The 21,703-nt window shown below is 60.5% G+C and carries 10 protein-coding genes; 4 read left to right on the top strand and 6 right to left on the bottom strand.

Annotated elements, in window-relative coordinates; all coding sequences use genetic code 11:
* Positions 1 to 16: 16 nt before the first annotated feature.
* The 4 genes from PY649_RS20710 to PY649_RS20695 all read left to right on the top strand — a co-directional run bounded on the left by PY649_RS20710 (position 17) and on the right by PY649_RS20695 (position 4,695).
* Positions 17 to 1,537, top strand: a complete 1,521-nt coding sequence (locus PY649_RS20710) for an oligosaccharide flippase family protein (RefSeq protein WP_285870531.1) — start codon at positions 17 to 19, stop codon at positions 1,535 to 1,537.
* Positions 1,538 to 1,597: 60 nt separating this feature from the next.
* A complete protein-coding gene (locus tag PY649_RS20705) occupies positions 1,598 to 2,419 on the top strand; it encodes a methyltransferase, TIGR04325 family (protein WP_285870530.1) in 822 nt (273 codons plus the stop codon).
* Positions 2,420 to 2,759: 340 nt separating this feature from the next.
* Entirely contained in the window at positions 2,760 to 3,944 is a 1,185-nt protein-coding gene (locus tag PY649_RS20700; RefSeq protein ID WP_285870529.1) for a DegT/DnrJ/EryC1/StrS family aminotransferase, read from the top strand.
* On the top strand, positions 3,931 to 4,695 hold the full coding sequence (locus PY649_RS20695; RefSeq protein ID WP_285870528.1) for a 4'-phosphopantetheinyl transferase family protein: 765 nt from the start codon (positions 3,931 to 3,933) through the stop codon (positions 4,693 to 4,695). Before PY649_RS20700 ends, PY649_RS20695 begins: the two co-directional genes overlap by 14 nt.
* Positions 4,696 to 4,765: 70 nt before the next feature.
* Here PY649_RS20695 and PY649_RS20690 read toward each other — a convergent pair whose 3' ends face one another.
* The 6 genes from PY649_RS20690 to PY649_RS20665 all read right to left on the bottom strand — a co-directional run bounded on the left by PY649_RS20690 (position 4,766) and on the right by PY649_RS20665 (position 21,686).
* Entirely contained in the window at positions 4,766 to 6,274 is a 1,509-nt protein-coding gene (locus PY649_RS20690) for an arylsulfatase B (RefSeq protein ID WP_285870527.1), read from the bottom strand.
* An 86-nt stretch (positions 6,275 to 6,360) separates the two neighbouring features.
* Complete coding sequence (locus PY649_RS20685) at positions 6,361 to 7,962, bottom strand: glucosamine inositolphosphorylceramide transferase family protein (protein ID WP_285870526.1); 1,602 nt, start codon at positions 7,960 to 7,962, stop codon at positions 6,361 to 6,363.
* Between the two features lie 47 nt (positions 7,963 to 8,009).
* Entirely contained in the window at positions 8,010 to 10,484 is a 2,475-nt protein-coding gene (locus PY649_RS20680; RefSeq protein ID WP_285870525.1) for a condensation domain-containing protein, read from the bottom strand.
* Positions 10,481 to 18,595 (bottom strand): non-ribosomal peptide synthetase/type I polyketide synthase, encoded by an 8,115-nt coding sequence (locus PY649_RS20675; RefSeq protein WP_285870524.1) that lies wholly within the window; start codon positions 18,593 to 18,595, stop codon positions 10,481 to 10,483. The genes PY649_RS20680 and PY649_RS20675 overlap by 4 nt, the downstream gene beginning before the upstream one ends.
* Positions 18,592 to 20,511 carry a non-ribosomal peptide synthetase gene (locus tag PY649_RS20670; RefSeq protein ID WP_285870523.1) on the bottom strand — a complete coding sequence of 640 codons (1,920 nt, stop codon included), beginning with the start codon at positions 20,509 to 20,511 and terminating at the stop codon, positions 18,592 to 18,594. Before PY649_RS20670 ends, PY649_RS20675 begins: the two co-directional genes overlap by 4 nt.
* A 335-nt stretch (positions 20,512 to 20,846) precedes the next feature.
* Positions 20,847 to 21,686: a glycoside hydrolase family 16 protein gene (locus PY649_RS20665; protein ID WP_285870522.1), complete on the bottom strand. Its 840-nt coding sequence runs from the start codon at positions 21,684 to 21,686 to the stop codon at positions 20,847 to 20,849.
* Positions 21,687 to 21,703 lie beyond the last annotated feature (17 nt).

The raw sequence follows: 21,703 nt of genomic DNA, 5'->3' as shown, positions 1-21,703 counted from the left end.
CTCAGGCGGTGCGTTGATGGACGGCTTTCACCTTCCCCCGTCCTCTCCCGGGCGCTTCGGCTTGCCGCGTTGGCTTCGCCTGCGTTTACCGTCCGTTATCGGTGACGGCGCTTCGACCTTATGTTCGAAGATCGTCTCCCAGGTCGTGCAGCTCCTTGTTTTCCTCGTTGCGGCACGTGTGCTGGAATCGGCGGAATTCGGTCTCTATGCCTATAGTTCCGCCATCATGATCCTGCTCGTCGTCGTTGCCGAAGGCGGATGGGGCGAATTCGTCATGAAGACGGAATGCAGCGAGCATGAACTCGACCAGATCGGAACGATTTCAATCATTTCGGGCGTGCTGGTCACGATAGTCGGACTAGGCATCGCCGCTACGGTGTGGCTTGCCTTCCATCAGTCTTGGGAAGCCATGTTGCTCGGCCTCTTCAGTTGCTGGTTCCTCCCCTCGTCGCTTTCGGTCGTCTATGACGGGCTGCTGGTCGCCAGAGGACTATTGCGCAAACAGGCAGCTATCCGCATCGCGTCCGAGGTCACCGGGCTTTGCATCACCATCCTCGGCCTGTGGATCGGCTGGAACGTCTTCTCGATTGTAGCGGGACGGCTGGCAACACAGCTTGTCGGCCTCTTCGCCTCCGCCATCGTCGCACGCTGGATTCCGAAGCTGCGCTTGACCTGGCCATTCGCGCGCGAAATCCTCGAATTCTCGCGTCATATTCTGGCGAACCGCCTCATCATTTTCCTGCGCTCCTATTCCGGCACGCTGGCGATCGGCAGTTTTCTCGGCCTTACCGAGGCAGGTTATTATCGCGTCGCCGAGCGCATCATTGCTGCCTTTTCCGAACTTATCGGCGAGCCGGCTCGCATGCTCGCCTGGACGTTGTTTCGCCGGGCAGCCGTCACGATCGATGCCGACGGCAGGGCGTCGCGTGATGTCGGTGCGTCCGCGACAACCTTCATGACCATTCTGATGGCCGCCTCAGCGCCGATCTATCTTGGCCTGTCGCTGATCTCTTCGGGTCTGATCTACGTGGTCCTTGGCGAAAAATGGGCGCCGGCTGCGATCCTGGTAACCATCCTGTCGGTCAAGCAGGTGCTGCTGACCCCCGGATACGTCACCGAGCCGCTGCTGTCGCTCACCGGCAATATCAGGCACATGCCCATGGCCCTTTTGCTCAATGGCGCAGCTTCCGTTGGCCTGATCGTGATCTTTGCACCCTTCGGTGTCGAGATAACCGCTTGGGGTCAATGCCTGGCATCGCTGATCTCCTTTGCGGTCTCGATGCATCTGCAGCGCAATTACGGCGGCCTCGCATGGAGCCGGGTGATACGCGATTGCGCCTACGTCGCCGTCGCCATCGCAGCAATGGCGGCAACGGTCTATTCGCTCGGTTATCTTGCCGAAGCGTCCGCCTTGCGGCACCTGTCGACCCTGGCAATACAGGTCGTGTTCGGCGGAACGATCTACGTGCTCACCCTTGCTATCCTTCAGAAGGTGATCGGCATCCCGATCCCGATCTTTGCCGCAGGTCGAGGATAATCTCCGGAAGTTTCAAACGAGAAAGGCCACTCGCGCCCGAGGCCGATTGAGGAAACAGTAATGCCGACCGCATCCTTGTCAAAGAACACGCGCTTGATCCTCGACGGCACCGTACGCAGCCTTGGCCGCTCCTTGTCGCCGCTGCGCGCCGCTGGCGGGCGCCTGCGCTATCTATCGCCCTTCCCGCGGCGATTCACGGGAGCTTATAGCTCCTATGAGGCCGCCTTCGCAGCCGCCAAGACAATGCCAATGGCAGGCTACGACCATGAGGAAATCGCCAATGCCGGTTTCTCCCTGATGTGCCAGGTCTTGCCATGGGACTATCCGGTGATGTTCTGGATGCGCAACCTGATGCAGGAGATTGACGGCGTGATCGATGCCGGCGGCCACATGGGGACGAAATACAGGGCTTTCCGGCCGTTGCTGTCGCTCGACGAATCCTTCCGCTGGATCGTTTACGACCTGCCCTCGATTACCCGTGTCGGCCGGCGTTTGGCGGAGCAGGAAGGCTTGACCGGCCTCACCTTCGTCGACCGGATCGAGGACGCCGGCGGCATACCGCTTTTTCTCGGTTCCGGCCTGATGCAGTATCTGGACGTGCCGCTGTCCGGCCTGCTGCAGCGCCTGCCCGCCTTGCCCCGACATTTGATCCTCAACAAAGTCGCGTTCCACAAGAGCGGCATGGTTGTGACGCTGGAACGAATAAGCGGCGCATATGTGCCCTATCAGATGCGCGACGAGGCCACTTTCCTGAGCGATGTGACACAGCTCGGTTACAAGCAGGTTGACCGCTGGGCGATCCCGTCGCTGTCTCATCTTATCGACACCCATCCGGAACTGGGACGAAGCGAAAGCGCCGGCTTCTACTTCCGCCTCGGCTAGCGATTTTCCCGAAATGGTGCGTAGCGGATTTCGTCAGGTCCCGCAGTCGAGGCCGCCCACAATGGCGATATCGGCACACAGCAGCGCGTTATCCGGGGCTGATCTGAGGTTGCAAATCGCCATGATAACATTCTCCGACAATTCCTTGTTTTTCTATCGGAATCGCGGCTTGGCGGATAATCCTCCAATCAGGCATGGACGCGCATGCCAGCTACCGATTTTGGATAGGTCGTTTGGCTCCGCAGCAAGCCTTTCTGGCCGGAAAGCCATGCTGAAAACGGTGTGAACGGGCGCTAGTCTCCAACAAGAAAGCCGCTGATTTTCATCGGGAGCGAAAGATATGGCTAAAGTCGGATTGCGGGAATGGATGGCGCTTGCGCCGGTGTTTGCCTCAGGAAAATTGGCACGCTTTGGCGACGATACCGGCGGTCCCCTGCTGCGGTTCGAGGCTGATTTCTGCGCCAAGTTCGGCGTGCAGCATGCACTGACGATGAGCAGCGGCACCGGGGCGTTGATTTCGGCACTGGTCGCAGCCGGCATAGGCCCAGGCGATGAAGTGCTAGTACCCGCCTACACCTGGATCGCGACCGCCGCGGCCCCGCTGGCGGCCGGCGCCGTGCCGATCCTCGTCGATATCGACCAGACTTTGACGATGGACCCTGCCGATATCGTCAGGAAGATCACGCCGCAGACAAAAGCAATCATCCCGGTGCACATGTCGAACATGGTGTGCGACATGGACAGCATCATGCGCATTGCCCGCGAGCACAATCTGATCGTTATCGAAGATGCCTGCCAGGCCGTTGGCCTCAGCTACAAGAATAAGCGCACAGGCACGATCGGCGACCTCGGTGCCTACAGCTTCAACCAGTTCAAGAACATGAACATCGGCGAAGGCGGAGCCGTCGTCACCAACGATCCGCAGCTTTTCGCCCGGGCGCGCATGTATCACGACATCGGCTCGCTCTTTCGCGGCTATCTCGACAATGCCAATGAACCGCCGATGCTTGGCGTGAATTTCAAGGCGAGCCAGATCCAGGGCGCCATGTTGCGCGTCCAACTGAAGCGGCTTGATCCGATGATCGCCCGCATGCGCAAGCGCTACGACATGATGACCGAAATCCTGTCGAAGAGCGACAGGATGCGCGTCGGTCCGCACAATGATGTCGCCAATGCCGCGGGCCTGCATGTCATCTTCGAAACGCCCGATGATGCCAAGCAGTTTGCCGAGGAGAACAGGCGCGGCGTCTATCGGCTTTACGATTCCAGTCGCCATGTCTACACCAACTGGCAACCCGTGCTGCAGCAACGCAGCGGCCATCCCGCGATGAATCCCTACAACTGGACGGATCGGAAGATCGAATATACGCCTGACATGTGCGCGCAGACGCTGGATATTCTGAAACGTACCTGCCGCATCAGCCTTGGCGAGAACTACCCGGCAACGCTGGTCGCCTATCTGGCGCGACGTATGGTTCGCCAGAGCCCGGCCGCCAGCGGCAAGCTGTCCTATGCAACCAGCTGACCGCGAAACTATCGGTCCCGACCTTATCGACGTCTGGACCTGGAGCGTCGATGCGCCGCCGTCTTCGGTCGATCGCTATGCGGCGCAGCTATCCGCTGAAGAGCTGGCGAGAGCCGCGCGTTTCGTTCGTGAGCACGACGGGCGGCGATTCATTGTCGGACGGGGACGGTTGCGGTCCATCCTGGGGCGCTATCTCGGCCTGCCGCCAAAATCATTGGCTTTTGCCTATAACGACTACGGCAAGCCATCCGTGGCCCTTCCAGGCGGCACTCCGTTCAGCTTCAATCTCAGCCACAGCGCCGATCTCGCGGCCCTTGCCGTCTCGGATCGCTACGAGCTTGGCATTGATATCGAGGAGATCCGGTTCCTCAAGGAAGACATCGCCGGCCGTTTCTTTTCCCGCAAGGAATACCTGACCCTGCAGGCACTGCCGCCGGAGGCCTATCTCGACGGTTTCTACCGCTGCTGGACGCGCAAGGAGGCTTTCGTCAAGGCACATGGCGCCGGGCTATCGCTGCCGCTCGACAGCTTCGACGTGACCTTCGATTGGGCAAACGAGCCAAGATTGGTGCGGCTGGACGGCGACCCGGACGCGCCTTCGAACTGGCGAATTCTGGAGCTCGAAACACCGGTCACATTCGCCGGCGCCGTCGTCGCTCTGACAAAGGGGCATCCGGTCGGCTTGCGCTATCGCAGCGAAGAGGATGAGCCGTCCAAAGCGCTTCGCGATCTTTCGGAGTGTAGATGCTGAAGCCCGGATCAACGCGGCGTTGATGTCTCCCGCTGTCACGCCACGTTTGCCGCCACGAAAGAATTGCCCATCAATCTCCGACATTGAACATTTCGGCCGCGTCGGGCAGTACCGTGTCCGAATGTAACAGCAATCGTACAGCGTCCTGCAGGATCAAAGGAGGAGACATCTGTGAGGCAAGCTCGATGATCCGCGCCTGTAGCTTCTGGACCATTTCGGGGTTCTGATCGGCAAGGTTTGTGGTCTCGGACGCATCCTTCGAAAGATCGAAGAGTTCGAGTTTCGGCGGCAACGTCGCCTTCCACACAAGCTTCCAATCGCCCCGGCGCACGGCGGCCGTCATTGGTTCGATGTTGTAGACGATCTCGCTGCGGGGCGATGGCTTTCCCTCGCTAAGCATCGGCCACATGTCCATTCCGTCCAGCGGCTTGTTCTTGCCGAGTTCAGCACCGGCCAGAGCCGCCAAGGTCGGGTACATGTCTACGACATGCATCATTCCCTCGGCAGTGCCAGGCCCGATCTTTCCCGGCCAGTTGATCAGGCCAGCGACGCGCGTACCCCCCTCATAGGTCGTCCCCTTGCCTTCCCGGTAAGGACCGTTGTCTGCTGGAAGCTTGCCCTTGACGTCGCTTTCCCCCGCAAAGAAAGAATCGACCACGCCGCCATTGTCGCTGTGAAAGACAATGATCGTATTCTCGCGCATGCCGCGCATTTCGAGAGCTTCGACGACCCTGCCGATGCCATCGTCCATCACCGAGATCATCGCCGCATAGTTTCGCCGGCTCTCGTCGGCGATGTGGCTGTTGCGTTCAAGATATTCCTTCGGCGCCTGGAAGGGCGTATGCGGCGCCGTGAAGGCCAGATACAGGAATAAAGGTTTCGACTGATCGTGCTCGTTGATCACTCGCACGGCTTCGGTAGCGAAGAGAATATTGTCGAATCCTTCCTCCTCGATCGCGTCGTTGTTCCGGTACCAATCCGCATTGCCGTTTGCCGACTTGTGCGTGAAGTGATCGATCTCGCCAAGCAGAGCGCCATAGAATGAATCGAATCCGCGCTGGCGCGGCCAGAATGCCGCTTTGGCGTGGCCGAGGTGCCACTTGCCGCTGGCGGCCGTCGTATAGCCTGCCTCCTTCAGCAATTCCGGCAAGAGATAGTCATCGAGCGCGAGGCCGTAAGTGCCGCCCTGGGGAATGACGGCGGTCTGCATGCCGTAGCGGAACGGGTAGCGGCCCGTCATGAACGCCGCCCGGGTGGGCGTACACATGGGCTGGGCGTAGTATTGCTCAAGCCGGGCGCCTTTTTCCGCCAGCTCGTCGATGTTTGGCGTCTTTATGTCAGAGCCGTGAAATCCGACGTCCTTCCAGCCCAAATCGTCGGCCAGGATAAAAACAATGTTGGGCTTGGCCGACTGTGCGAACGCCGCCGTTCCGGAAGCAAGCGCGGCGGCCAATCCGCCGACACCAATCCTGCCAGCGATTTGCGCCGCCGCCAGCGAACCGCCGGTCGTGAGCATTGCCCGACGCGTAAACGGCTTTGGGCCGATATGATCGGCCTTGCTATCAGCGTTCTTGTCCATCAGCTCAGTCTCCCCCTAGCTGGGCGGCCTTTGTCCGGCATTTCGCGCAAGAACAGTTCGTTGATGACCTTCACGCGCGACAGGCTTTAAATGCTCAATCTCGCGTCCAGAATATAACGGCCATCAGCTGCATCGAAATGATGACAGCCGAGAAGTCCGGTCTTGAAGTCCGGCGTGATCGTGCGGATGCAGCGTTCGCGATAATCATCGAGCGTGAGCTGTTCGATCTCCATGATGTTCAGCCCGTAGCCGTAGAGGCCATGGGAATTTCGCTGCGACGGCCTGTAGATCTTGCCGTCACGCTCGAAGATGCGTCCGGCATTGCGGGCCACGGTGCTGCCGATGACGACGGGATTGCGCTTGTGCGGCACGACGTGCTTCAGCGCCGGACCGTCGACCTCGAAGAGGTAGAGCTCGTTGCAGTGATCTTCGTAGGCGTGATGATCCGAGAGATTGGTGAAGAGCCACCATTTGCCGCCGTGACGCGTCAGAATGCTGTCGGCAGCGGATTGGCCTTCGAAGGCGGTGGAATAGAGCTCCCATTTCAATGGGAATTCGGTGCAGCGCCAGATCTCGAGACGGTGCGACTGATGGGTCTCCGGCATCATGAAGATGTCGTCACCATCGCGGAATACGAATGGATAGGAAAGATGGTGCGGGCAATCGAGCACAACGCCGAGCCGTTCCACCTTGTCGCCGTTGAAGCGGCCGACGGCGATATGCGCCTTGCGATCGCCATCGGCATAGGCTTCGTAGAACAGATAGCACTCGCCATCGTGCTGGAAGAGGAAAGGATCGGCCTTGATGTCGCCCTTGGTCGGCGGGATTTCGATCGCCTGGCTGGGATCAAAATCGTCGATCCGCCCACTACCGGTATAGAGCGTCCAGATGGACGAACCGAAGCGCAGCTTTGATTTCAATGCTTTAAGCGCTTTTGCTGAGAGATAACCTGACAATGCGCCGGTGTAGCGAAAGAGATCGCCGAACGATGGAGCGGAGATAGCCGGCAGGCGTGCCATTGGTGTCGCGTTGATCTGGCGCGTATCGGCCAAACGACCGAGTTCGCGCATCAGAAGCGTCACGCCGCGCTCCCGCACGAAGGCGGCATTGCGCGCCGCGCTGAACTTGATGTTGAACGAGGAGGTAGCGATCTGGGCAGGCTGCGTTTCCCCGCCGCGCTTGCAACAAAGCATCAGCTCCGTGGTCGGTGCCCTGGCAATGACATCGGCATAGCTGAACCAATCGGCATGCTCGGATTGCTGGTCGGAGAAATTGAAGGCCCATTCACCGAATGGCAAAGCCCGAATTGCATCTTCGGGCAAGCCTTCAGGCGTGGTACGCATGACCAGATCAATATCCAGGCGCTTGAGCAATGCGGAGGCGACGCTGCCATCGGTGGTGTCGCGGCCACTGATGGCTTCGAGATAGTCTATGCGCTGCCTGCCGGCGTCGAAACGCTTCGGGGTATAGGCAGGCTGCCGGGCGAGAAGTTTGCCCTCCAGCCGTGCCTCCAAAGCAAATAATGACGAGGCCGTCCGATCGCCAAAAGGATGCGGGTGGACAAGCAGGGTAACGAGCTCAAAGCGCGGATCGCCAAGGATCCGGTCGAAGACCATCAGCTCCCAGTTCTCGAACCCATCCTTGTGCCCAACAAGAATGCAGATCCTCAAAGGCTTGGTCATATCCATAGTCGCGTTTCCTGTGCGGTTTCGCCGGATATCTGTCGAGGCGGCGCCTAGGCGCCGCCGAACTTCTTGGAGATGGCCGATGCCAGTTCGGCCACCGAGTCCTCATGCCAACCTTCGATGTCGAGAACGGTGGTATCTGCCGCCACCGCATCGCCCCAGCCGAACAGCAGTTTGCGAGCGCGGGGATGATTGGCCTGGCTGCGCAGCAGGATCACGGAAGGGTCCTTGTTCTGCACCGGCTTGTAGCTGCGCGAAGCCGCCACCAGCAGATCCGTGACCGCCGCATTGGCCTCTTCCTCCGGGGTATATTTCCCAGCTTTGACACCGAACATTTTCAGGAGCGCGAGCGAGAAGTTGAACTCCTTGAGGAACACGATCAGCGACGTGCGGCCCGACAATACCTTCCTGGTGAAATAGCCGAGGCGTTTGACGCGCCGCTCCCTGTTCCATCGCTTCTGTTCCCGTTTCGGCAGCGAGCGGAAGTAACCTGGCGCCCATGAGTCGATCATAGCGGTAAAGCTGACATCAGCGCCCCTCTCTCGCAGCTGCCGGGTCACCTCCATGGCCAATGTGCCGTTGACGCAGAGCCCGACGAGGGCAACAGGTCCGGCTTTCACGTCGATCTGCATTGCATCGACCGCATAGCGAGCGATATCCTCAAACCGCAGGCTAGCCAGATCTCCGAGGTCGGTATTGAACATGTTGACGTTGTGGACCGACACCGTATCCGGCAATTCGTTCGCGAGGCGGTAGTAGAGGAAGGGATGGTTTAGAGTATAAACCGAGGCCGGCCCCGTGCCGCGTTTGCAGGTGATCAAATCCCAGGGATTGGCGATCGCGGCAGCAGTTTCCTCCGTCTTCGGGGTATCGAAGATCGCAGCGGCAAAGCCCTCGAGCGTCGGCTCCTTGAACAGAAGCTCCAGGGTCGGCTGGACATGGAATTTATCCCGCACCGCCGACAGCAGCCGCAGCGCCAGCAACGAGTGACCGCCGAGCGCAAAGAAGTCGTCTTTCGGCAGCACCTGCGGAACTTGCAGGATGTCCTGCCAGAGGGCTGCGAGCGTCGCCATCTTCTTCGCCACCGGCGTATCGGCGGAGGTCTGGCTTGCGGGAAGCCCGGCTGATGCGCCTTTAGCGGCCGCAACGGCATGCCGTTCGGGCACGGGCAGCGACGACAGCAATGCCTCGGGATGGTCGAGCGCGATCTCATAGGCCTTCTGCCAGAGCTGCAGCAGGCTTTCGATGGTGCTCGCCTCGAAGAGATCAGCATTATATTCGATCGACATGCGCCAACCCGACGGCCGGCCGATCATGATGAAACTCAGATCGTAGATGACGCCCGGCGATTGCGATGGCGAGCTGATGAGTTCGAAGCCGCCATAGCGGTGATCCTCCAGGAACGCCTTCTGCAGGTTGAAGTTCACGGAGATCAGCGGATTGCGCGAGGGATCGCGGACCGGATTGATCAGTTCCACCAGCTTGTTAAAGGGCATTCGCTGATGGTTTAGCGCCCCCTCCACCGTCTCACTGACCGAATGAATATGCTGCGCGAACGAAGCGTCGGAGGAGAAGTCGAAGCGCAGCACCAGGTTGTTGATGAAGACGCCGATCATATCTTCGAGATCGGCATGTTCGCGACCCGCTACCTGCGAACCGAACATCACGGTCGAGGCCTGCGTCAGCCGATGCAGCATGGCGCTGATGATGGCGGCGCCGTAGCTGTATTGCGAGACACGATGAGCGCGTGCGGCGGCATCCATGCGCTCGCTGAAGGCGATCGGCTGCGCGATGGAAAGAATATTGCCGTGATTGGTCTTCACGCGGCCGCGCGGATGGTCAGGCGCGACTTCAAAGTAAGGCGCGCCGACGAGTTTCTCCCGCCAGAAGGTCTTCTCCGTCTCGAAACCGTAGCTCTGCAGATATTCCTGCTGCCAGAGAGCATAATCGCCATATTGCAGCGGCAAGTCCGGCACTACTGGCTGCCGGCCGGCATCGATAGCGGCGGCGATTTCCCCCACTTCGCGTCCGAGCACACGGATCGACCAGCCATCGAAGCAGCTCTGATGAGCGGTGATGAGTAGCACGCCGCGGTCATTTTCGGCCATCAACAGAGAGACGCGGAAGAGCCCAGGCTTGCCGAGATCGAAGGGAGCCTGTGCCGTCTCCTCGCCTATAGACATAATCCTCGCCTGGCGCTGATCGGACGCCATGCTGCGCAGATCGATCACCGACATCTTGAAATCGATCCTGTCGACCGCCTGCTGGAAGGGCTGACCTTCCCTTTCGATGAACCGCGTCCTGAGAATTTCGTGGCGTTGGATCACCTTGCGAAAGGCTGCCTCGATGGTGGAGGCTTTGAACGCGCCGCGAATTTCCCAGCGGACGGCAACATTGAGCGCTGGATTGCCAGGGAGCAATTGGTCGAGAATCCAGCAGCGCAATTGTGTCTGCGTGCAGGGAAACTCGCCGATGATCTCCAGATCGGCAACCTGGCCTGCGGGGCTATTTTCAACAGTACTCATATTGCCCTCTCCATTCCGCGGCGTGCGCCGTTACGGAAGTCTTTCAATGATGGAACGTGGAACTGAACCGGATCAGCCGCTGTCTCTCCGCGGCTGTCGGCAAAGGCCGCCAGCTCGGCCACCGACGGATGGCGCAGCAGATGCTTCGCTTCCAGCGACAGGCCGGTGTCGAGCATGCGTGCGGCGATGCGGAAGATCGTCAGCGAGTCGGCACCGAGCGCATAGAGATTGTCGTCAACGCTGATGTCGCCGAGGTTCAACACCTCCTCCCAGATCGTCAGGATCCGTCGCTCCGTCTCTGTCTTGGGTTGAACCTTGACGATTGCAGCCTCGCGCTGCGGCACGCCGCGCAACTGCAGGGTCTTGCGGTCGAGCTTGCCATTGGCGGTCTGCGGCAGTTCGCTTTCCGTTACCCAGAAGCTCGGCACCATATGGCCTGGCAGATTAGCCTTGGCGTAGGCGGCGAGATCGGCGGGCGAAAGCTCGGTGCCGCCGATGGCGGGGACGACGTAGCAGACGAGAGAACGATCGCCCTTCTGGTTTTCCGCCGCGACGACAGCGCATTGGCGAACACCTTCCGCTTTCGAGACCACGGCTTCGATGTCGCCGAGCTCGATGCGGAAACCACGCAACTTGATCTGCTGGTCGCGCCGGCCGAGCAGTTGCAGCGAGCCGTCGGCAAGGCGCCGTCCGACATCGCCCGTCTTATAGAGCCGCTTCGGCCGGCCGACGGCGAAGCAGAAGGGCACGAAGGCTTTTTCGGTCAGATCGAGCCGGTCGAAATAGCCGTTCGCCAGGCCGTCGCCACCGATATGCAGTTCACCGGTGACGCCGATCGGCGCGATGCCGTTGTGCTGATCGAGGATATAGAGCTGGGTATTGGCGATCGGATGGCCGATGGTGATCGGCTGCTCCGCATCGGTGATCCGCTGCAGCGACGACCAGATGGTCGTTTCCGTCGGGCCGTACATATTCCAGAGCTCTGCCCCGATCGTCAGCAGTGACTTCGCCAGCTCTTTCCGCAGTGGCTCGCCACCGCAGAGCATTTTCAGGTTCGGCCGCTCCTTGAGGCCTGCCTCGGTCAACATCTGCCAGAGTGTCGGGGTCGCCTGCAATACCGTGGCATTGTGATCATTGACCAGTTTCACCAGTGCAAAGCCGTCCTGGACCTGCGTGCGGCTGGCGATGACGACCTTTCCGCCTGAGATCAAGGGCAGGTATATTTCCAGCCCGGCAATATCGAAGGAGATCGTCGTTACCGCGATCAGCGTATCATTGGCGGTGAAGCCGGGTTCCTTCCCCATGGAGAGAAGAAAATTGGTCAGCGCACGGTGGGATACTTCGACACCCTTCGGCATGCCGGTCGAGCCCGAGGTAAAGATGATATAGGCGGGAGCCGTGTTATCGGTCGGCAGGTTCCTCAGGGTCGCGCCTGCCATCGAGCCGATCGCCTTGGCATCCTTGTCAACGCGGATGACTGGCGTGCCCGAGGCTGCAATGTGCTCCATTGCATCGCTGTCGCAAATGACGCCGCCGACACGGGCAATATCCAGCGTCTGGCGCAACCGCGGCTCGGGATGCGCCGGGTCCATGGGCACGTAGGTGTGCCCGGCCTTCATGACCGCGAGAAGAGCGACGATCATTTCGAGCGAGCGCTCGACCAGAAGCGCGATGCGCTGGCCGGGCTCCGGGATCGCCATCTGCAGATAGAGAGCAAGCTGGTTCGACCGGGTTTCAAGTTCGCCGTAGGTGATCGTGTGGCCGTCATGTTCGGCGGCAATGGTGTTCGGATGTTCTGCTGCCTTGCGGGCAAAGAGCGAGAAGATGAACTCGTCGTGATTGTACTCCATCGTCGTATGGTTCAGACCATCGATCAGCCAAGATTTTTCGTCCGCCGTCAGCAGCGACAGTTCGGAGATCCTGTGATCCATATCTCTCGCAAGTGCCGCAGCCAGCGTCGAGAAATGGCCGATCCAGCGCTCGATCGTGGTACGGTCGAAGACGTCGGCATTGTAATCGACGTCGATGCGAATGTGATCCGGAGCCTCGATCATGTTGAAGAACATGTCGAAATTGGAGAAGGCCTTGGCGTTCGGCTCGATCGAGGGTTTGAGATTGCCGAAAGCCGAGCCGCCGGCCATGCGCTCCAGGTTGAACTGGATCTCGGTGAGCGGCAGGCGCCGTGAGTCACGCTTGATGCCGAGTTTGCGCACCAGCGTGCCGTAGGTGTAGTCCTGATGCTCGAAGGCCTGGAAGACCAATTGCTGCGTCGCTTTCAGATGGGTGACGAAGGATTCCGCCGGCGTCACGGTCTGGCGTAGCGGCAGGAGATTGACGCAGTGCCCGACAAGGATCTGGTCGCCGATCAGGCTCTGGCCGGCCGAGGGAATGGCGATGACGATGTCCTCCTGGCCGGAAAGCCGCGAGATCGTCACCTGCAGGGCTGCAAGCAGGGTGGAGAACAGTGTCGCGCCCGACTTTGCCCCCGCCTTCTTCAGTGTTTTGTAGACCTCTTCGCCGATGAAGCCGGTGCAGGTTCCGCCGGCAAAGCTGCGATATTCCGGACGCGGCCGGTCAAGCGGCATTTCCGGCAGTTCGGGAACCGTCTTGAACTGGTCGAGCCAGAATTGTTCCGTTGCCCCGGACTTCTCCGGCTTCGGCGCAAAATCCGTGGAGTAGGTGGCGAAGGACAGAGCCGGTTCGAAGTTCGGCGTTTCACCCTGCTGGTAGGCAGCATAGGCGGTCGAAAGCTCATCGACGAAGACGTTGATCGACCAGCCGTCGCAGACGATGTGGTGGCCGGTGAAGATGAAGACATGCTTGTCACTACCGAGCTTCACGATGCTGGCACGGGCCAGAGGACCGTTCACGAGGTCGAAGGGTGTCAGCGCCTCATCTTCGACGATCTGCCGCAGCAGCGCTTCATCGGCACCGCCGACCAGCGGTGCATCGAGCTTGAAATCCGGAATGAAATGGAAGAACTGGCCGCTGCGGTCGAAGCGGATGTGGAATGCGTCGTGGCGGGCAACGACCGTATCGAGCGCTTTGCGGAATGCCCTCTCATCGAAAGCGCCCTCGAGCTTTAGCGAAAAAGACTCATTGAAAGAGCACGAGGCTTCGTCGCCTGCCTGTGCCGCAAGCCAGATTTCCGTCTGCGCCTCCGTCAGCGGCGCAGATTGCGGCCGCGGCGCGCGGGCTACAGCCGGCATTTTCGGCTCGACTGTCGGGGCTGGCCTATCTTCGGCGGGCCCGAGGATACCCACCGACTGGAGGGCATCAAGGCTGTCGCGGAAGGCCTTGGCGATCGTCTGGAAATCATCTTCGCTGTGGGCAGTGGTCAGGAAGCATGGATAGCCGTCCTGGATGTGCACGCCGTTGAGGCGCATCTGGGCGTAGAACAGCGCACCCAGCGAATCCTGGCTGCTGAAATCGGTGGCGAACCAGCTCTTGTAACCATGGACGACATCGGCAATGCCGCGTCTCGCAAGATCCGCCTTGATTTCAGCGACAAGCGCCTGGGTTCGTTCCGCGACGCGGCCATAAAGTGCTGCCCCCTCACCCTTGATGTGATGTAGCACCGCATGCGCCGCGGCAAGCACCAGCGGATGACGCACGAATGTGCCGGCAAAAAAAGTCGGGGCGGTCATGGGAACGGAGTCATCGCCGTAATTCCAGTGGCCGCCGTCGAGAGCATCCATGAAACGCGAGCTTCCAACCAGAACGCCGATCGGCATGCCGCCACCGACAACTTTGCCATAGGTCGCCATATCGCCCTTGATGCCCCAGATCGCCTGCATGCCGCCTGGATCGACGCGGAAGCCGGTGACGACTTCATCGAAGACCAGGGCGAATTCAGAGTTGGTGGCTACATCGCGCAGCTCACGGACGAATTCGACTGGCTGCAACTCCGGATGCCGGCTCTGGATCGGCTCTATGATGACTGCCGCGATGTCATCGGCATTGGCGCGGATGAAATCGAGGCTTTCCGGAGCGCCGTAGCGCAGCACGGTCATATTGGACACGGAGCCCATCGGGATGCCCGAAGCGATTGGCAGGGCGATCGGCTTGTCGGCGCGGTTGCGGCCCTTGACCAGCACTTCATCGAACTGGCCGTGATAGTCGTTGGCGAAGACCACGATACGGTCTCGGCCTGTGACGGCACGGGCGAGACGCATGGCGGCCATGACGGCTTCCGAGCCGGTGTTGCAGAAGGTGACGCGCTCATGGCCGGTCACCTCGGCGATCATCCCGGCAACGTCGCCGGCGAGCGGTGTTTGCGGGCCGATGGCGAAGCCGATGTCGGCCTGGGCCTTGATGGCATCGATGACGAAGTCCGGGGCATGGCCGAAGGCCGTCTGCCCGAAACCGTTGACCAGATCGACGTATTTGTTGCCGTCGATGTCCCAGATATGCGCGCCTTTCGAATGGTCGCAGACGATCGGGAAGACCATTTCCTTCCAGTCGGCGCGGAAGCCGGAAGCGGTGCGCGGGTCTGCAAGCCAGTGGCGATTGTCCTTGGTGAATGCCTTAGACTTGGCATTCTTCGTTTCGTAGGCAGTGGTCAGATCGGCGATGAAGGCGCGCTTGGCGTTGGATATTTCCGGCGCGAGGTTCTTTGCGCCCGGGCGATAGAGCTTGATGCGCTCCGTGCCGAATTCGGTTTCTGTCGCATCCGCGGCCGGCTTAGCCGCTGTTGCAACGGCAGGTGCGGGAGCGGCTACAGCGACTGGTACCGGCGGCGCGACGGGTACTGCCACCGCCGCGACGGGCGGGACGATCGCGGTGCTGCCCTGAAGGATCAGCAGCTGTTGGGCAAACAACGACTGTGCGAGCTGGATCTGCGATTGCAACACGGCTGCCAGATCAGGCGAACCTGCAGACAGCATCGGCATTGGAGCGACCGGAAGTGCTGCCGGAATTGCGACGGGCGACGCTATCGCAGCAACCGGCACGGCGGGAGCGACAACCGGCGTCGCCACCGGTACCTCGACGGGTTTCACAGCGTCCGGCGGCATCTGTAGGTCGAGATGAAGTGCGAGATCGGCGACGGAAGGAATGTTGCTGAGCAGCTCGCGGAAGGAAAGCTTGACCTTGTATTCCTTCTCAATGCGCTGCGCGAACTGCCCGACGAACAGCGAGTCGAAACCGAGTTCGAGGAACGTCACGGCACGTTCGCTGGGCCCCAGCGTCTCCCCCGACATTTCACTGAGCAAGGTCAACAGGGAGGTTTCAAGTGTGAGGACGCGATTAGAAACGGAAAGAGGTGTTACAGCGTTCATGGCTTGGTTCTCATCGACAAGGTTGACATCGGCTGCGGGAGAGGCAGCGGGCGCAGGGACTGGAGCGGGCAGAGCCGGCTGACTCGAGGCGCGGCGTGCGGACTGCGGCGCATCGATCCAGTGGCGCTGGCGCTGGAACGGATAGGTTGGCAGGGCCAGGCGCTGCTGGGCGCTGGCGGGCAGGCTCGGCCATTCCAGCGCGTAGCCGGCCATCCAGAGCTTGCCGTGTGCTTCCGCTAGGGTTTCGGAGGCGGCGAAAGCACGGTCATGTTCGGGCAGCGATTGCACGATCGCGGCAAGATCGTCACGGCCGATCGTCTGCGCGGCAAAGACCGAGAGCGTTCGGCCGGGACCGACTTCGAGAAGCACCGGTTTTCGACCGCGGCAGAGCGTCACGAGCCCATCGGCGAAGTGAACGGCGTCACGGCAATGTGTCGCCCAGTAGTCCGGTGAGGTCCCCCGTTCGCCGGTCTGCCAATCGCCGGTGACGCAGGAAATATACGGCATGGTGGCGGTGCCGTAGGTGGCCTTCGCCGTCTCTTCACGCAGGGCAACGGTGGCTTCATCCATCATTGCCGAGTGGAACGCATGCGAGGTATGCAGCCGGCTGAAGGCGATGCCGGCGGATTCGAGCCCGGCGCAGACCGTGTCGATATCATCGAAGGGTCCCGAGATGACGCAGAGCTTCGGCGCATTGATCGCGGCGATCTCAACGTTTCCGCGCAGATGCACCGATACGGTTTCGGCATCGGCGCGCACGGACACCATTGCACCGTGCGGCTGGTTCTGCATCAGCCGCCCGCGATTGGCGACCAACCGCAAGCCGTCCTCGAAGGAAATGACGTTGGCAAGCGTTGCGGCGACGAATTCGCCGACGCTGTGGCCGATCATCGCATAGGGCTTGACGCCGCGGCTCAGCCACAGCCGCGCCAGCGCATATTCGACCAGATAGAGGCAGGGCTGGGCGATGCGTGTCTCGCGCTGCTCGTCGGCCATGGACTGCGTCACGGGGCCGGTATGGCAGATATAGTCGCGCAGATCGACGCCGAGCGTCATCTTCAACAATTCGGCGCCGCGGTCGATCCAGCGGGCGAATTCCGGCTCCGAACTGTAAAGGCCAGCGCCCATGCCGGCATATTGAGCACCCTGCCCCGGAAACATGAAGGCCACCGGCGGTTCATCGGAGGCCAAGAGCGGCTGATAGCGCTCCGCCGCCAGGCGATCGATCGCTTCCTCCGTCGTGCTGGCGACGATCGCGAGACGATGATCGAACTCACGCCGGCCGATCTGTAGCGTGTGCGCCAGTTGCGACAAGGGCAGTCCCGGATCCCTGGTGAGGTAGTCGCCGAGATTGGCGCGCATTTCCGAAAGGGCGGCGGGGTTGTTTGCCGAAAGCGGAAGAATAAACGGTCCTTCACGTTCATTGGCCGGCTCGGCGTAACGAACCGGCGGTTCTTCGACGATAACATGAATGTTCGTGCCACCGACGCCGAACGCGCTGACACCGGCCCGGCGCGGTCCCTCCGTTTCTGGCCAATCGATCATTTCGGTCGGAATATAGAAGGGGCTGCGATCGAGATTGATGCGCGGATTTGGCTTCTGATAATTGGCCATCGGCGGAATCTTCGCCTTGCCCAGCGCCAAAGCCGTCTTGATCAAGCCGGTGACGCCGGCGGCGGCATCCGTATGGCCGATATTGCCTTTCACCGATCCGAGCGCACAGCTGGCCGGCGCGGGCGGATCTTCCGAAAAAGCGCCTTTCAATCCGCTGAATTCGATGGGGTCGCCAAGCGGTGTCGCTGTTCCGTGGCATTCGACATAGCCAATCGTTGCGGGTGAGACACCGGCATTCGCAAAGGCTGCGGAGATCGCTTCAGCCTGGCCCTCGACGCTCGGTGCGACGAAGCCGACCTTGTCGGAGCCATCATTGTTGACGCCGTAACCGCGGATGACCGCATAGATATGGTCGCCGTCCCGCAGCGCGTCTTCCTGGCGCTTCAGAAGGACAACGCCGGCGCCGCTGGCGAAGACGGTCCCCGCGGCATTCGCATCGAACGGGCGGCAAGTGCCGTCCGGCGAAGCCATGCCGCCTTCCTGATAGATATAGCCGCGCCTTTGCGGAATGGTGATCGAGACACCGCCGGCAAGCGCCATGTCGCAGCTATAGGTGAGCAAATTCTGGCAGGCCTGCGATACCGCCAGGAGCGAGGTCGAGCAGGCCGATTGCAGCGTGAAGGCCGGGCCGCGCAAATTGAATTTGTAGGCGATGCGCGTCGCAAGCGTGTCATTGAGTGCGCCGACAAGCTGTTGGAAGCAGCCGATCTGATAGTTGGACGTAAATTCTTCCGCCTTGGCGCGGTCGCCCAAAACGTTGTTGATGAGATAGGTCGGCATGGAGGAGCCGGCGAAGACGCCTATCATCCCCGGATAGCGCTGCGGATCGTAGCCGCCGTTTTCGAGCGCTTCCCAGCAGATCTCCAGGAAGACCCGATGCTGCGGGTCGGTCAGTGCCGCCTCGCGCGGATACATGCCGAAGAAGTCGGCATCGAACATCTCGACGTCACGAAGATGCGGCCGGGCCGGAACGAAATTCGGCTGGGCGCGCTCTTCATCGGTAAAGGCGTCTTCCAGTTCTTCCGGCGAGAACTGAGAAAAGGCATCCCGCCCCTCGCAAACGAGCTGCCAAAGTGCGTCTACCGAAGGCGCTCCCGGGAAACGACCGGACATGCCGATAATCGCGATACCGCCTGAATCCTGATTGTCCCAATTCTGACTGTCATCGAAATCAATCTGATCGCCATTGGCATGACCGGTGTCATGATTTTTCGTCATGAAGAACTCCTGCGGAATTGGGACATGGTCTTTCTCTGAAGGGCTGCACGCTGGGCGGCGGCGATCGCCCGCGCCGAACCCGAAGCCTTGCCGTCGACGTGGCGCGCCAATTCGCGGATCGTCGGATGCTTGAACAGGGCGACGACGTCGACGGAGCGCTCGAGCTCAGCCTCAAGGCCGGCATGGATCTCCATGAGCTGGAGTGAGGTTCCGCCGAGATCGAAGAAGTTTTTGTCGAGGTCGATTTTCCCCGTGCCCAGTGCGTCCTGCCAGAGCCTTGCCAGAAGTGTCTCCGTCTGGCTCTTGGCGATAGCGTCCGGCGCGATTTCGATGGATTCCATCGGCGGCGGTTGAAGCTTGGAGCGATCGACCTTGCCGGCCGGCGTCAACGGGAATGCATCGATCACCACGGCGGCACTCGGGATCATGTAGGCCGGAAGTGCCGCGCGCAGCCCCGCCATGACGCTCGGCACGAAATCAGGACCCGCGCCCGCGATCCCGTGGCGGGGGCATAGGTAGGCGACGATCCGCTTCAGCGTCGGACTTTGGACGTGGCAGAGGACGATGCCGTCGGCAAGGCGTGGATCGCGTCTCAGCGTCGCCTCGATTTCATCGAGCTCGATACGCTTGCCGTTGATCTTGACCTGACGGTCGCGCCGCCCTTTGAAGGCAACCGTGCCGTCCGTTTGCAAAATCGCGAGATCGCCCGTCAGATAGTATCGCTTTTGTCCGCTGTTCGTGTTGATCGTCACGAATTTTTCCGCGGTCATGTCCGGACGTTTGAAATAGCCGATCGCAAGCCCGTCGCCCGAAATCGCCAATTGCCCTTCGGTCTCCGGCGGCACTTCGCGCAATTCTTCGTCGAGGACCGCAATGCCGGTATGCGCGATCGCCTTGCCGATCGGCAGTTCCTGGCCGGAAAAGTTTGCAGGCACTTCGAAGGCTGTGGCAAAAACCGTCGTTTCGGTCGGTCCATAGGCGTTCGTGAGCTTGCAGCCGGGATGACGGTCGAGAAAACGCCGCGCATGGACCGCCGATCCGACATCTCCGCCGAACAGGACGTGGCGAAGATTCGGCAGATCGCGGTCCGCGTGGTCGGCGAACAGGTTGAAGAGCCCCGTCGTCAAGAAGGTGATACTGACGCCGGTTTCGCGCATGACATCGCAGAGCCGAGCGACCGAGAAACTGGTATCCGGCATGCCGGCAAGCGTGCAGCCGTTCAGCAATGCGCCCCAAATCTCGAGGGTCGCCGCGTCGAAGGCGATGGTGGCGGTGTGGAGGACAACGTCATCCGGCTGAAAGTCGACATAGGTCTGATCCAGCACGACTCGCGCAATGCTGCGATGCGCGATGGCGGTGCCTTTCGGCCGGCCGGTGGAACCGGATGTGTACATGACATAGGCGACATCCTCGCCGCCGATTTTTACCGAAGGTCTCGGCTGGGGCGGGCTGATCGTCATTTCCGCAATGATCGCACTGGCCTCGATGACCCTCCCGCGCATGCTGGGAACGGCGCTGATCTTCTCGCAGTAGGCGGAATCGACGAAGATGACCTTCGGCTCGCATTCGCCGATGACATAATCGAGATGCTCGATCGGAAAGGCAGGGTCGAGGGGAAGATAGGCGCCGCCGGCCTTGAGAATGGCCAGCTTGCAGACAATGGCATTGAGGCTGCGCGGCAGGAACAGGCCGACGATATCGGCTTTGCGGATGCCGAGCTTTACGAGATAGGACGCCAGCGCATCGGAGACCTTGTCGAGCTCGCGGTAGGTGAGCGCCGTCTCGCCGAAAACGACAGCCGTCGCGTGCGGAACGGCCTGCGCCTGTTCATGCACCATGTCATGCAGGCTGCGGTTTCTGTCGTAATGCATGGCTACGGCAAAACTGGTTTTCTCATCGGAATCGAAATCGATCATCGCTGTGCTCCGGGCTACGTTTGCTGCCTGCGACGGCACGATATGCGTGCCTCATCGTCGCTTGCAGAATTTCACGCTGTCGGAAAATCACCAGTTGATCATTGGGATGACCGCCGTCCTCAACGAAAGTCTTAAGCCTTAGGCGACGTAGACATTTCGTTGGAAGCGGCAGCCGGGCTAAACGCGGGCTGGCCAAAAGCATTACGGGTGATAAGGCCGAGAGCACGACGCGCGAAAATACCCCTGCCCCGCGGGGAGAAGGCTGCCGCTCTGCGCTTGTTGAGAAGTGTCGACTATGGGTGTCGCTGTCGGGAGAAGACATCAACGCGCGATGCCTACTTGAACTGATAGGCCCTGACATAGTCGACAAACATGAAGGAAGGATCCGGAGCCACCATTTTCGTGATGCTATCGACGATGCCGAGATTCACAAGAATGTACATCGGTTGCCGGTGTTCCGGCAGAACTTTGGTTTTCCAGACGAATTTACCGTCGAAATACATGCGGATGAAATCGGTGTCGATCTTTACGCCGTAGGTGTGCATGTCCGTTGGGCTTGCCGTTCCAAAGACATTGATGCGCGAATAATCGGAATCATGTTTTCCGCCGCGGTGCCAGACATGCACGGTGGAAGAATAGGCACCCGGCTTATCGCCATAATATTCTATGACATCGATTTCGGCGGTGGCTTTCGAGCGGTCTTTGCCGATCAGCCAGAAGGCCGGCCAGACGCCGGGGCCATCCGGCAGCCGGGCGCGCATTTCGAAATAGCCGTATTCCTGCGAAAAACCGTCGCCTTTCGCATCGACGGAGGCAAGCAGGCCGGAGCGCCACTCGCCTTTACCGTCGCGCGCTGCCGTGATGCGCAGTATGCCGTCTTCCGTCTTGAAGGGGAAATCGCCCTTGGGGTCGGTAAAGCGCGCGCCGCCGAAATCGCCGTTCCAGGGTGTGTGCGCGATCCAGCGGGTGCCCGGGCCCCAGGGGGAGACGCTGAGACTGTCGAAATTATCCTCGAAAGTCAGGTTCATCTGGCTGATGTCGAGCGCGTCTCCCGTGTCGCCCGCTTGCGCGGCCAGGTCGCCGCCAAGCAGCGCAAGCGTCGCGCCAAAGCCGGCATGCAGAAATCCGCGACGGCTGACCGACCATGGTCGTCTATGTTTGAACGAGTGATCCATACTCTGACGCTAACGCG

Source organism: Rhizobium mayense (assembly GCF_030272705.1).
GTDB classification, from domain to species: Bacteria; Pseudomonadota; Alphaproteobacteria; order Rhizobiales; family Rhizobiaceae; genus Rhizobium; species Rhizobium mayense.
Note: the sequence above shows the minus strand (reverse complement) of the source record. Positions and strands in the feature narration are given on the sequence as shown.